General features: G+C 53.8%; 10 protein-coding genes and 1 riboswitch. Of the genes, 8 read left to right on the top strand and 2 right to left on the bottom strand.

The features are described from left to right. Positions 1-166: 166 nt before the first annotated feature. The gene (locus BBD41_RS08410; protein ID WP_099477248.1) at positions 167-2,434 is read right to left on the bottom strand and encodes a helix-turn-helix domain-containing protein; all 2,268 of its coding nucleotides are present in this window, start codon (positions 2,432-2,434) and stop codon (positions 167-169) included. 312 nt (positions 2,435-2,746) lie between these two features. Here BBD41_RS08410 and BBD41_RS08405 point away from each other — a divergent pair, with 312 nt between their 5' ends. From BBD41_RS08405 to BBD41_RS08375, 7 genes are all read left to right on the top strand, one after another. After that, on the top strand, positions 2,747-3,700 hold the full coding sequence (locus BBD41_RS08405) for an ABC transporter permease (protein WP_007131626.1): 954 nt from the start codon (positions 2,747-2,749) through the stop codon (positions 3,698-3,700). Positions 3,701-3,713: 13 nt separating this feature from the next. Beyond that, on the top strand, positions 3,714-4,595 hold the full coding sequence (locus tag BBD41_RS08400) for a carbohydrate ABC transporter permease (protein WP_099477247.1): 882 nt from the start codon (positions 3,714-3,716) through the stop codon (positions 4,593-4,595). Positions 4,596-4,634: 39 nt separating this feature from the next. Then, on the top strand, positions 4,635-6,251 hold the full coding sequence (locus BBD41_RS08395; RefSeq protein ID WP_007131628.1) for an extracellular solute-binding protein: 1,617 nt from the start codon (positions 4,635-4,637) through the stop codon (positions 6,249-6,251). Between the two features lie 251 nt (positions 6,252-6,502). Continuing rightward, positions 6,503-6,712 carry a hypothetical protein gene (locus BBD41_RS08390; RefSeq protein WP_099477246.1) on the top strand — a complete coding sequence of 70 codons (210 nt, stop codon included), beginning with the start codon at positions 6,503-6,505 and terminating at the stop codon, positions 6,710-6,712. A 243-nt stretch (positions 6,713-6,955) separates the two neighbouring features. Next, a riboswitch (FMN riboswitch) is annotated at positions 6,956-7,115 on the top strand. A gap of 145 nt (positions 7,116-7,260) precedes the next feature. Further along, a complete protein-coding gene (locus BBD41_RS08385; RefSeq protein ID WP_099477245.1) occupies positions 7,261-8,241 on the top strand; it encodes a DMT family transporter in 981 nt (326 codons plus the stop codon). A 244-nt stretch (positions 8,242-8,485) separates the two neighbouring features. Next, positions 8,486-9,286, top strand: a complete 801-nt coding sequence (locus BBD41_RS08380) for a Nif3-like dinuclear metal center hexameric protein (RefSeq protein ID WP_099477244.1) — start codon at positions 8,486-8,488, stop codon at positions 9,284-9,286. A 93-nt stretch (positions 9,287-9,379) separates the two neighbouring features. Continuing rightward, on the top strand, positions 9,380-10,054 hold the full coding sequence (locus BBD41_RS08375) for a GntR family transcriptional regulator (RefSeq protein ID WP_099477243.1): 675 nt from the start codon (positions 9,380-9,382) through the stop codon (positions 10,052-10,054). Positions 10,055-10,123: 69 nt separating this feature from the next. Here BBD41_RS08375 and BBD41_RS08370 read toward each other — a convergent pair whose 3' ends face one another. Then, positions 10,124-10,900 (bottom strand): sporulation protein, encoded by a 777-nt coding sequence (locus tag BBD41_RS08370; protein ID WP_077569396.1) that lies wholly within the window; start codon positions 10,898-10,900, stop codon positions 10,124-10,126. Between the two features lie 315 nt (positions 10,901-11,215). On the opposite strand from BBD41_RS08370, the gene rlmD reads away from it, so the two are divergent. Beyond that, the gene (gene rlmD, locus BBD41_RS08365; RefSeq protein WP_099477242.1) at positions 11,216-12,847 is read left to right on the top strand and encodes a 23S rRNA (uracil(1939)-C(5))-methyltransferase RlmD; all 1,632 of its coding nucleotides are present in this window, start codon (positions 11,216-11,218) and stop codon (positions 12,845-12,847) included. Positions 12,848-13,038: the final 191 nt, after the last annotated feature.

The following is a 13,038-nucleotide window of genomic DNA, read 5'->3' as shown; positions in this document are numbered from 1 at the left end:
ACATGAGGCACGGCACCGACGGCACGAGAAAGCGCCCGGCCTGATTTCACCATGCCGGGCGGCGGAGCATATACAAAAACAAACCTTCTCTTGGCGGCAGGGCATTCAGCCCCGCCTTGCATAAGAGAAGGTTTGTTTTGTTGTATTCCGTCGATCATCGATCCGATCATCCGCTGCTGGCATGGGTCTGCACGACTTGCTGCCTGCGATAGGCCCCCGGCGTCATGCCGACCGCCTTCTTGAAGGTCCGGTTGAAGGAGGTGATGTTGAGGTAGCCGACGCGCTGGCTGATTTCATTAACGGTCAGGTCGGTACGAGTCAGCAGCTCCTTCGCTTTATCCATGCGGATCCCGAGCAGATGATCGCTGAAGTTGAGGCCGGTTTTCTCTTTGATGTACACCGAGAGATAGGCGCTCGACAGGTTCAGCTTGGCGGAGAGGTAGTCGAGGGACAGGTCCTCCGCATATTGGTTATGAATGATGCTCAGGAACATGGCGATCAGCGGTTCCTCGCCGCTATCCTTCTTCTTCCGTATCAGGGCGCAGGACGCTTCGATCAGCTGGCGGAAGACGTTTTGGTATTCGCGCAGGCAGTGGCATTCCGCCAGCCACGATCCCCACTGCCTCAAGGATTGAAGCTGAGCCCTGTCGATCTGGGCCATTTCCGTATAGCCGATAATTTTGGAGGCGGCGGCATCGGCGAAGAAACGGAACTGGGCAATGCCGGCCTCTTTGCGCTGCAATGCCACAAGCGCCTGCTCAATGATCTGAAGCGCTCGGCTGTCGCTGCCTTCCTGCAGGGCATCCAGCAATCCCTTCTCCTGGGACGGGCTGAGATGGACCGTCGTCGGAAGCGTCCGCGGCTTCGTCACCAGCTGCGATTCCTCCACAAGAGGAGCTTGCTCGGTCAGTGCCTTGACCTGACGGTAGGCTTCATTGAAGCCGGAGGAATCGTGAACCTGCGAGCTCACAGCGATGGTAACGAGGAACAGCTCGGTCTCGTTGTTCAGCATATCTTTCATTTCCTTCAGCAGTTTTTCCAGCTGACCGGCTTCCTCGCGCTTGAAGATCGAGATGATCTCGTTCTTCTCGATCTGGAACGTATGCGAATCCGGGTAGCGCTCCGCCGTAAACAGATGGATATGCTCCAGCATATGGCGGACCGCTTGATCCGTCTGCAGCGGCGGCTCGCCGCTCGGATTCAGGCGGAACCGGATATGGTACAGCACGACGATAAAGCTGCCGTCATCCGACAGGAAATCCTCCCATTCGCTAATATCCGTATTGATGCTTTTCAACTGGCTGATATAGGAGTAGCTGGTCAGCACCGATTTTTGCTTGTTCAGGCGGTCCCGGATCTCCTCCTTCTCCCGCAGCAGGTCCTGGATGCGGCTCTTGATGAGATCGTATTCATTGATGCTGCCTTGATACGGCTGCGGCGCGTGAGTCTTGCGATTGAGCACCGTCGTCAATATCTGCTTCACCGGCTTGTGCAATCTGCGGCTGAAGAAATAGGAGGCCGCCAGAGCTACCCCGAGCGATAGCGAGAAGATGAGGAGCAGCGCCCCGGTCAGCCTGCTCAGCTGAGCAGACACATGACTGTATGGGACGGCCGAGATGTAGGTCAATCCGTCGTCTCCGGCTTCCGCAAAATAGTAAGTTCCGTCCTTGAGCACCGCTTGCTGCCCAGAGGCAAACGTCGGCAGCTCATTGGCGCGAAGGTCTCCCCATGTGTACAGCACATCCCCGTCCGCGTTCAATATCGCAAGCGAGCGGTCGCTTGGCTCCCCGAAGAAGGATTGGGCGGCCTTGTCGATATCGATCAGCGCGATAATCTGGTAACGGCTGTCCAGCTGCTGATAGACGAATGGCATCAGTTTTTTCTCGGACAGATCATTATGGATACGGTAGACGGCAGCCGGAAGCAGGCTGAAGGATTCCCCGCTGCTCTTGTAGCTGTTCCAGAAGGCGTAGGGGTACTGCTTGCTAGTATAAGACCGGTCGAGCATATAAGGAGCATTCCCGCTTCCGGATTTGCTGAGCACAAAATCATGCTCCTTCAGATAGATCAGCGTATCCTCCAGGAAGAAGAGCGGGTTATAGATATCGCCCCGCATCTGGAGCATGACATCACGGGCCTTCAAATAATTGACCTCGTTGCCCGTCTGCTGGCGGAGCTGATTATTGAACCCGATTAAATCGGCATGATTATATATGTCAAATAACAGCACCTGCAGCCGGCTGAACTGGTAGGAGAACCGTTCCGCCGTGTCGTGAACCGCCTGCTGGCTCGTATCGATGATTTCTTTTTGAAGGCTGGATTTAAATAGATGGAAGATCACGGCATAGAATAGGCCGAACAAAACGATGATGGCCAAAAAGCTGAGGAAAATTTTGAAGAACAGGCTTCTGCTCTTGCTTTTGATCCAGTTCATAAACGATCCCCCTTTTGTATGTATTCGCGTTTATGGTCCTCCCCACAGTATAAAGGACAAGTATTAAGGATCGTGCCGCGTGGTGTTAACCCACCGTAAAAAAGGAATAGTCATTATTTTAGATTTTAAGCTTTAATTTAGGAAAAACGCCCGGCAGCCCGGCAATCCAATGAAAGGCGAGACATCGAAAAAATGGTCAATACCCATCCCGGCAATCGGTCGTATATGATGCAGATGTGAACCGAGAAGCAGGAGAAAGGTTCAGAAACGAAAGTGAGGGGATGTCCGATTTTAGAGCGTCAGGTTCGTAACATGGAAGCGCATTCAACAAAACCCGGCAGCACACGTGGCAGCAGCGTCTGGCGAGGTACGGTGAAGCAGGTGCGCAAAAACTGGCAGCTGTATCTATTATTTTTGCCGGTTCTGCTCTACTTCATCGTGTTTCACTACGTGCCGATGTACGGGGTACAGATCGCCTTCAAGGATTTTATCGCCAATAAAGGCATTCTGGAAAGTCCTTGGGTTGGCTTCAAGCATTTCGAGCGCTTCTTCAACAGCTTCTACTTCTGGAGAATCATTAAAAATACCCTTGGCATCGGGCTGTATGAGCTGATTGTCGGGTTCCCGATTCCGATCATACTTGCCTTGATGATCAACGAAGCGCGGTCGGGCCGGTTTCGCCGGTTCATTCAAACGGTAACTTATGCACCTCATTTCTTGTCAACGGTCGTGGTCGTCGGCATGATCATGATGTTCCTGTCTCCGGTCAGCGGTCTTGTCAACTTCATTATCACCTCCTTTGGCGGGGAACCGATAGCCTTTATGACGGAGCCGTCCTGGTTTAAGAGCATCTATGTGTGGTCCGGCGTTTGGCAGAGCATGGGGTGGAGCTCCATCATTTATTTGGCGGCGCTCGCGGGCATCGACCCGCAGCTGCATGAGGCCGCCAAGGTGGACGGTGCAGGCTGGTTCCGGCGTATCTGGCATATCAATCTGCCGGGGATCGCCCCGACGATGATCATTCTGCTGATTCTGAACATCGGATCGATTCTGGGCGTCGGCTTCGAGAAGGTCTTCTTGATGCAAAATTCGCTCAACATGGAAGCCTCGGACGTCATTGCCACGAACGTATACCGAAGCGGGATCCTGGGCGCCCAGTACAGTTACTCGGCGGCAGTCGGATTATTCAACTCCGTCGTCAACTTTATCATGCTGATTACCGTCAACCGGATCGCCCGCAGAGTCAGCGAGACCAGCCTATGGTAAGGAGGAAGCAGCTATGCCCCAAAGCCGGAGCGAACGCATTGCCGGAATCTGTATTTACATTATATTATCATTAATTTCGCTTATTGTATTGTATCCGTTATATTTTGTGCTTATCGCTTCGATCAGCGCGCCGGAGACGGTGATGCGCGGAGAAGTATGGCTGTGGCCCAAGGAATTGTCGTTTGTCGGATATGAGCGGCTGTTCGCCAACAAGGAGATCATTCAAGGATTTCTGAACACCGTGCTCTATACGGTAACGGGGACGGCGCTGAACCTCGTGATGACGATCGCGGCGGCGTATCCGTTGTCGAGGGCGGACTTTAAGGGACGCAACGGGTTCATGCTCATCATCGTTTTCACCATGTTCTTCAGCGGCGGCATGATTCCGAGCTACCTGCTGGTTAAAGAGCTTGGCATGCTCGATACGATCTGGGCTATGATTATTCCGTCCGCGGTGTCGGTATGGAACATCATCATTATGCGCACGTTCTTCCAAAACTCCATTCCGAAGGAGATGCAGGAAGCGGCATTCATCGACGGCTGCTCGAACATGCGGGTGCTGTTTCGCATCGTGCTTCCGCTCTCCGGCCCGATCCTGGCCGTTATGGTGCTGTTCTATGCGGTCGGCCACTGGAATTCCTACTTCACGGCCCTGATCTATCTGTCCGACCGGTCGAATTATCCGCTGCAGCTGTTCCTGCGGGAAATTCTCGTCCAAGGGCAGATGCAGGAAATGGTCGACATCAGCGACGATTCGCTGGCCCGAAGCTTGATGGATGCGGAAGCAATCAAATACGCGGCGGTCATTGTGACCAATCTGCCGATGCTGCTCTTGTATCCGTTCTTGCAGAAGTATTTTGTCAAGGGAGTCATGATTGGAGCCATTAAAGGCTGACATATTCAAATGATGAGACTATAGGAGGCAGTGACAATTATGGTGAAAAAATGGGTTTCGCTCACATTGACAGCGGTGCTGGCAGCGGGGCTGCTGGCTGGCTGCGGGAGCAAAAGCGGGGATGGCGCAACGAAGGAGGGGGAGACGGCCAAGTCCAATTTCAACGAGACCGGCATGCCGATCGTAAATGAACCGCTCAACCTGACCTTCTTCACGGGCAAATCGCCGACAAACGGAAGCAAGTTCGAGGATACGCTCGTATGGAAGACGTATAAGGACATGACCAATATGAACATCACGTTCAACCTTGTCCCGTTCGAGACGCTGACGGAGAAGCGGAATCTGGCGCTTGCCGGCGGGGATTATCCGGACGTGTTCTACTCCGCCCGGGTAGGATCGGCTGAGCTGACGCGCTACGGCGAGCAAGGCGTCTTCATTCCGCTGAATGACCTGATCGATAAATATGCGCCGAACTTCAAGAAGCTGATGGAGCAGTACCCGGATATCCGCAAGGGCTTGACGATGCCGGACGGCAACATTTATTCCCTGCCCTCCTTCTACGATCCGGAGCTGCTCTCGATGCTGATCGGAACGCCGCTGTGGATCAATCAGGAATGGCTGGATAAGCTCGGGATGGAGGAGCCGAAGACTACCGAGGAGTTCTACGCCTATCTGAAGGCGGTTAAGGAAACCGACCTCAACGGTAACGGCAAGCATGACGAGATTCCATACTCTGCAACGGGCATCACCGGTCTCGTCGACCATTTGAAGGGCTCCTGGGGACTCGGAACGAGCGGGCTTGGCCATAAGTTCGTCGATGTCGATCCGGAAACAGGCAAGCTGCGGTTTACGAAGGCGGAGCCGAAATACAAGGAAATGCTGGAGTTCATGAACAAGCTGTATAAGGAAGGGCTGCTGGATAAAGAGATCTTCACGATTGAGGGCGGCGCATTGAACGCGAAAGGGCAGGAAGGCTTGCTCGGAGCTACCGTCGTGCCGAATCCGGAAACTGTCATGGGACGCAAGGAATATATCGGTCTCGGCGCGCTCAAAGGACCTCACGGCGATCAGCTGTACTCCCACGTGAAGGTGCCGATGGTCCACGTAGGGGCATTTGCGATCACGGACAAGAACCCGAATCCGGAGGCGACGATTCGCTGGATGGATTACTTCTATGGCGATGAGGGAGCGCAGTTCTACTTCATGGGTAAAGAAGGCGAGACCTACACGAAGAACGCCGACGGTCAGCTTGAATATGTAAAGGAAATTACCGAAAATCCAGACGGCTTGACACAGGACCAGGCGCTGGCGAAGTACTTTACATGGCTTGGCGGCAGCTATCCGGGCCTGGTACGGGAGAGCTGGTTCAAGGGCTCCGAGACGCTTCCGAGCGCGATGGCGGCAGCCGAGAAGGCGGAGCCTTATGCAGTGAAGGAAATTCTGTATAACTTCAACTTTACGCTGGAAGAGACGGATATCATGTCCTCGATCGGCAAGGATATTCAGGATTATGTTACCGAGATGGAGGCGAAGTTCGTCAATGGCTCCGCATCCTTCGACCAGTGGGACGAGTATGTGAACACGCTGAACAAGATGGGCCTGGAGGAATACATGCGAGTGTATCAGGCGGCATACGACCGCTATCAGGCGGAGTAACAAGCAGTTGGTTTAGGTTATAAGCTATTCTATTGTGCAAGCATGAGCAGCCCGCTCAAGGGAATATCCCTTATGAGCGGGCTGTTCTGTTATCCCTGTAAAGAGACGCCGCGCCGTGATTTTTGCTGGTGATTTTCTCCATATGGAATGGTAATATTTATGAAAAGATGTTGACCCGCAAGTCGTTGCGCGCAGCACATGTCATCATTGGCGGGAGTTATGATGATGGTTTAAGAGGGGGCTGTTTAGCGATGGAGCGGAAGGTATCCATGAAGAAGATTCCAAGAGGGGTAGCGGAATGGATATTCAGGCCGAGGCGCAGGTACGGACGCTTTCCAAGGATCGAGCGGATGGTGGAATTGCTGTTCACAGCGATACTCATTTTTTGGGCTTTTACAGTGATTCGCTGGTTTATCCTGATCACGGTCGCGACGATGAGACATTTCGGCGTGTTTGATTAGGGGGTCATCGGGAAAGAGCTGTCCATTAATAAAGGATGGAGTTGGAATATGGTAAAAAAATATTGTGGTAACTATTCCACACTTGCTGTATAATTGTTAGCGAACAAAAATAAATCTGTTTAATTTGAAAGAAAAATGTGTTTTCATGAAAACATTCATGGTATAATTTCCATACCATACAACTTCACTAGGATTACCTTGGTTTAATCTCGTTGCAGTATTATCAAAAAATAAAACATGAATATGGATCTTCGGGGTAAGGTGAAATTCCTGACCGGCGGTGATGCTTCGATTCGAAGCTTAGCCCGCGACTCGCGATAACATGGCCTTCGAGGCATGTAATCGCGACTGACTTGGTGCAATTCCAAGGCCGACGGTATAGTCCGGATGGGAGAAGATCAAAGCTTGGTTTGCTATGGATTTTTTGTCGAAAAAAATCTCGCGATAGCAGGCTTATTTGATCAGCCCCCGTTTACGCCGACCTGCTCGGCAAGCGGGGGCTTTCTGCTGGTAAGACCTCCGTATTCAGGATGAGGAGAGAGCTAGAGATGGATAACGTAAATACCGGTGTCAAGGTCAAGCCTTACGAATCCGGCGTGCAAGCAAGGGGCCGAATGCGGGGAGGATTTTGGCTTGTCGTATTGGGAGCGGCCCTGTGGGGCGTGGACCCCTTGTTCAGAGTCATTCTTCTGAAAAACCTGACGTCGGCGCAGATTGTTTTGCTCGAGCACATCACTATTTCCTTGATTGCCATCCCGGTCTTGTGGAGAAACCGCGTTGAATTGCGAGGCATCGGCTGGCGCCATGTCGGAGCGCTGCTGTTTATTTCCTGGGGCGGCTCCGCATTAGCCACCATCCTGTTCACAATGAGCCTGTCAAACGGCAACCTGAACGCCGTCCTGCTGCTGCAGAAGCTTCAGCCGCTGTTTGCGATCATGCTCGCCAGCCTGCTTCTGAAGGAGAAGCTGCCCCGCCACTTCGGCATTTTGCTTATTATTGCCCTGGCGGGCACCTATCTGCTTACCTTTGGCATGACGCTGCCTATTGGTCACTGGAATGAGTTCGTGCAGATCGGAAGCCTCTTATCGTTGGGCGCAGCCGCATTATGGGGCGGCTCGACGGTGATGGGACGGCTGATGGTCGGCAAGCTGAAGTATGAGACGGTGACCTCGCTGCGCTTCGTGCTGGCGCTGCCACTGCTGGCCTTCATGACGTGGAACGAAGGAGCCGCATGGAATATGCCGGCATTCGGTACCGGCGCTTTTGCAGCGGTATCCTTGAATCTGATCGGCCAGGCGCTGCTGCCGGGACTCTTGAGCCTGCTGGTGTATTATAAAGGGCTGACTACTACGAAGGCCTCCGTCGCAACGCTGGCCGAGCTGAGCTTCCCGATGGTCGGCGTGCTCATTAACTGGATCGTATTCCAGGAGGTTGTGACAAGCGCCCAGCTGCTGGGCTTCCTGCTGATCTGGGTCGTTCTGTTCGTCATATCGAGACAGTCGGAATCGTCGGAGCGGACGCTATCGTAATGAATGACTTCATATTGAATAATTCATAGTCTAAAGCTTCACCGCGTGAAACTTCCATGCCGCATGATTTCATAACCGTCGTTAACAGCCTTTTTCCCTTGGTAACGGAGCTATCTTCGCTTCTAGCCTGCGGGGAGAAGGCTTTTTTCATACATCCGGCCAAAAAACTGTTGAAATCGGAGCAAGTCTCGATTACAGTGGTAACCAACTGCCATACTAGTATGAAAAGGTGGAAGGTATGCCAATGACTATAAAGGTCCAAGATGTCATGAATAGATTGATGGGGCAGGCCGGATCGCCGGCTGCTTCGGTCGATGGAATCGTGGCAGGGGATGGCGACGCGGCCGTGCGCGGAATTGCCGTTGCTTTCATCGCTTCCCATGATGTAATCGTACGGGCGGCGGAACTGGGCGCGAATCTGTTAATTACGCATGAGGGCGTCTTTTACAGCCATCATGAAGCTGGGCCGGGTCCGTTGGGGGACAGCCTGGTCGTGCAAGGCAAGCTGGAGCGCATTCACTCCGTAGGGATGAATATATACCGGCTGCATGATGCTCCGCATCGGACCGAGCCCGATGTGATAACCGATGGGCTGGTTAAAGCCTTAGACTGGAATGACCTGCTCGAGAAGCACTTGCCGACAGCGGCCGTTGTGGTTCTGCCGGAGGGGATGACCGTTCGAGGGATGGCGGATTATATCAAGGACCGGCTTCATGTGCCGTACGTGCGCGCTGCGGGGAGCCTGGACACGGTATGCAAACGGATCGGAATCGCAGTGGGCTATCGGGGAGGCGGGCAGCATGTCATTCCGCTTTTTGAACACGAAGGGCTCGATATGCTGATTGCAGGCGAAGGACCGGAGTGGGAGACGCCCGAATACGTCGCCGATGCGGCTGCGCAAGGACGGGACCAGACGCTGATGCTGCTCGGGCATGGGGCTAGCGAGGAGCCGGGCATGCGTCTGATTGCCGATCGGCTTCGGGATTATTTTCAGGAGATTCCCGTTCACTATCTGCCCGCACGTCCGTTGATTCATATCGTCTAGTCTTACGTCTTTTCGGGGGGATGTACCCTTTATCTGAAAAGTTATCGAGAGAGAGAATGTCAAGAAAGAGTATGGATAGAAAGAGGTAACCGTATGTCAACAGGGCCAAGGATCAAAGGATCGACCCGGGATTATTCGTATCATCTATTAAAAGACCGTATTATGCGCCTCGATCTGGAGCCGGGCACCAAAATATCGGAGAAGGAAATTGCCGACGAGCTGCAGGTCAGCCGAACGCCGGTCCGCGAAGCCTTCATGAAGCTTGCCGAGGAGGAGCTGCTGGATATCATTCCGCAGAGCGGGACGCTTGTGTCCAGAATCAACCTTGCGCATGTGGAGGAGGGCCGGTTTATCAGGGAGAAGATTGAGAAGGAGATCGTTGCGCTGGCTTGCGAGCATTTCCCGGAGGAGTATCGTTTTCGCTTGGAGACCAATCTTGCGCTGCAGGATGTGAGCGCGGACAACCGCAACCGGTATAAGCTGTTCGAGCTGGATGAAGAGTTCCACCAAATTTTGTTCGCAGGCACGGGGAAGGAGCGGACCTGGAAAATGCTCCAGCAGCTCAATATCCACTTCAATCGGCTGCGTCTGCTGCGGCTCTCGATGGACTCCAACTGGGAGACGATCATTGCCCAGCATAAGGAGATTTATCGGCTGATCGTGAGCGGGGAGACGGAGCAGGCCGTGAAGACTATGGAAGGCCATTTGCGCCTGGTCGTTGTGGAGCAGGACATGCTCCGCCAGAAGTACCCTCAATATTTCGTATAACAGCTGAAAAAAAGATGGCCCCTCTATCGGCAGAGGCCATCTTTGTTTGCTTGAGCCTGATGAGCAGGCTTATCGTATCGATCGTTGAATGACTTGATCGAGAAGATCCGCAACGCGCGACGGTCCTTCTTGAAGATCCGCGCTGCTCAGCGTCAACCAGCTGTGGCGCTCATCCATATCAAGCGAGCGCTCGAGCCAGCCTGAAACACCGCTTCCCTTACGGTCGACTTCGACCAGAACCGATATCCCGTCCCGCTGCGGATACAGGATCAGCTCCAGCTCCCGCATCCGGCTTGCATATTCGCGGCCCGGGTAGAATTCAATTTCCTGCACGAACGGAACCCCGCGTCCCAGTCGGGAATGATATTCGCAGGAGGCCGTTTTAAACTGGAACCCGAGCTCGGAAGCGGCGTCGAATATAACAGCTGCCTCCGGCCCCGGCGTAACCTCAATATAGTCGTAATCTTTCGGATCGATTGCATTTTCGATGTCAAGTCCGGTGTGAACCCATACCCGCTGTCTGGAAAGCGTGAGCGGCGTTTCCAGCGGAAGCGGGAAGGAGAACGGGATTTCCAGTTCATCGCCTGCCTTCACAAGCAGGGAGTCGGTAATGCTAACCTTAGCCAGCACGCAGGTTTCCGTGAATTTGCTGTCATCCCGCTCGCGGATATACTCGGTCATTACCTTGAGGTAGATGCGGTCCACCTTCTGTTCCACATTACCGCCCCGAATATAGACGATCCCGCTTACTTCCTCCCCCGGATAGTATGAGGATTTCTCCAGGCGGGTATCAATCTGCGCTGCGCCGATCCCGACGCTGGCCAAAATTTTGTTAAAAAACGACATGAACGTTGTCCTCCTTAAAGTAGGATGTATAATACTGGCTTATACGGACAAATACGGCCGGAAGTTTCTTGTATCGGAGCATTTTCAAAAAAATATTTTTTGGTGGATCTAAAATGGTGCTCTCACAGATTCGCCGTTCCGACCCGATCGCTTCGCGGGGGGCCCATCATGCGATCGCCGCGACGACATGTATCCTCAACAGGGCTTGCTATCCCTCTCATCTCCATAGATGCAGCGGCTTGCCGCCAGGAGTTAGCTTTCGCGGAGGGCGCATGGTATAGTGAAGTCGATACCTTTAAGGATGGAGTATGTAAGATGAGCAAACAACAGCGTTCTGCGCATAATAACAAGAATAGCAAGCACAAGCACAGCAAGGGAGAAGGAGCCAAGCCGAACGGAGCAGCGGCGTCCAGCCGTCCCAAGCCTTCCGGGAAGCCCGCCTATTCGCGTGAGGAGTCTAAGCCGATGACAGGTCAAAAGGCCGCTTCTTCCAAGAGAAGGCCGAATCCGGGAGCGGGGAAGGCTCCTCATTCATATAACCAGCAACGGCGCTCGCCTTCCAATACCATGACCGCGGAGGAGCTGAAGTCCGGCGATATCATCATTGTGACGATCAAGCGGCTCGGCATCAACGGTGAAGGCGTCGGCTACTATCGCCGCAAGGCGGTCTTTATTGACGGCGCCCTCACGGATGAAGTCGTCAAGGCGGAGGTTCAAGAGGTTCAGCCGAAATTCATCAAGGCCCAGCTGCTGGAGGTGGAGAAGCGTTCTCCTCACCGGATCGAGCCGCCCTGCCCGGTATTCGGGATATGCGGAGGCTGCCAAATCCAGCACATATCCTATGAAGGCCAGCTTGCGGCGAAGACCGATATCGTCCGGGAGGCGTTCAACCGGTACGCCGGATTGGACAATCTGCGGTTCAAGCCGATCCTCGGGATGGAGCATCCGTGGAATTATCGGAATAAAGCCCAGCTGCAGCTAAAGCGGCAGGGCCGCGAGGTCATAGCGGGACTGTATGAAGCCGACAGCCATTCCATCGTCGATATCAGTGGCTGCCCGATCCAGCATCCGAAGGTGAACGAAGCGGTGGAAAAGGTGAAGTCGGTGTTGGAGGAATTGCGCATTCCTCTATATAAGGAGAACGGGAGCAAGGATGGGGTGCGAACCATCGTGGTCCGCCACGGCTTCCAGTCCGGCGAGCTGCAGGTGACGCTCGTAACGGCAGGCAGCCGTCTGCCGCGGCAGGACGACTTTGTTCGAATGCTGCGCCTGACGATGCCGGAGGTCAGCGGCATTGCCATGAACATCAACCCGAAGAAGACCTCCCTCATATTCGGAGAACGGACGATAACCCTGTGGGGAGCCGAGAACATGCAGGAATCGCTGAGCGACCTGCAGTTTGCGCTGTCGCCGCGGGCATTCTTCCAGCTGAATCCGCAGCAGACGGTGAAGCTGTATGAATCGGTGCGTGCTGCGGCCGGACTGACCGGCCAAGAGACGGTCATTGACGCCTACTGCGGGACAGGCACGATTGGGCTGTGGCTGGCTCCGTATGCGAAGGAGATCCGCGGGATCGAGACGATTCCCGAAGCGGTGGAAGACGCACGTATCAATGCGCAGCGCAACGGCCGCACCAATGCGAGCTTCCATGTCGGACAGGCAGAGGAGCTGTTGCCGCGCTGGGTCAAGGACGGATTGCGCCCCGACGTCATTATCGCGGATCCGCCGCGGACCGGACTGGACCCGCGCTTTCTGGAGACGATTCTCCGCACCAAGCCGAAGCGGTTCGTGTACGTCTCCTGCAATCCGTCGACGTTGGCGAAGGATTGCAAGGTGCTGCTGGACGGAGGCTATGAGATCGATTGGGTGCAGCCTGTGGATATGTTTCCGCAGACGAGTCATGTGGAGTGCGTAATATTAATGAAATGGAGGGGCGAGCCTAAATAGGCTACGTCTCTTTGTTTTAATGGGTTTTGAAAGTTATACCTGAGTTTCGATTGAACTGTCTTCGTGAATGTCCGCACGGTCAATCATTTTGTGGAATCATGTCCGTCAGGCTTTCCACTGCTAACGTCAAGCGCTGCTAACTTCATTAACTCAGCCATGAACGCTAATAAAGATGATTCCGTATCCAGTTC

It is taken from the genome of Paenibacillus ihbetae (genome assembly GCF_002741055.1).
In the GTDB taxonomy this organism is placed as follows: Bacteria; Bacillota; Bacilli; order Paenibacillales; family Paenibacillaceae; genus Paenibacillus_AQ; species Paenibacillus_AQ ihbetae.
Note: the sequence above shows the minus strand (reverse complement) of the source record. Positions and strands in the feature narration are given on the sequence as shown.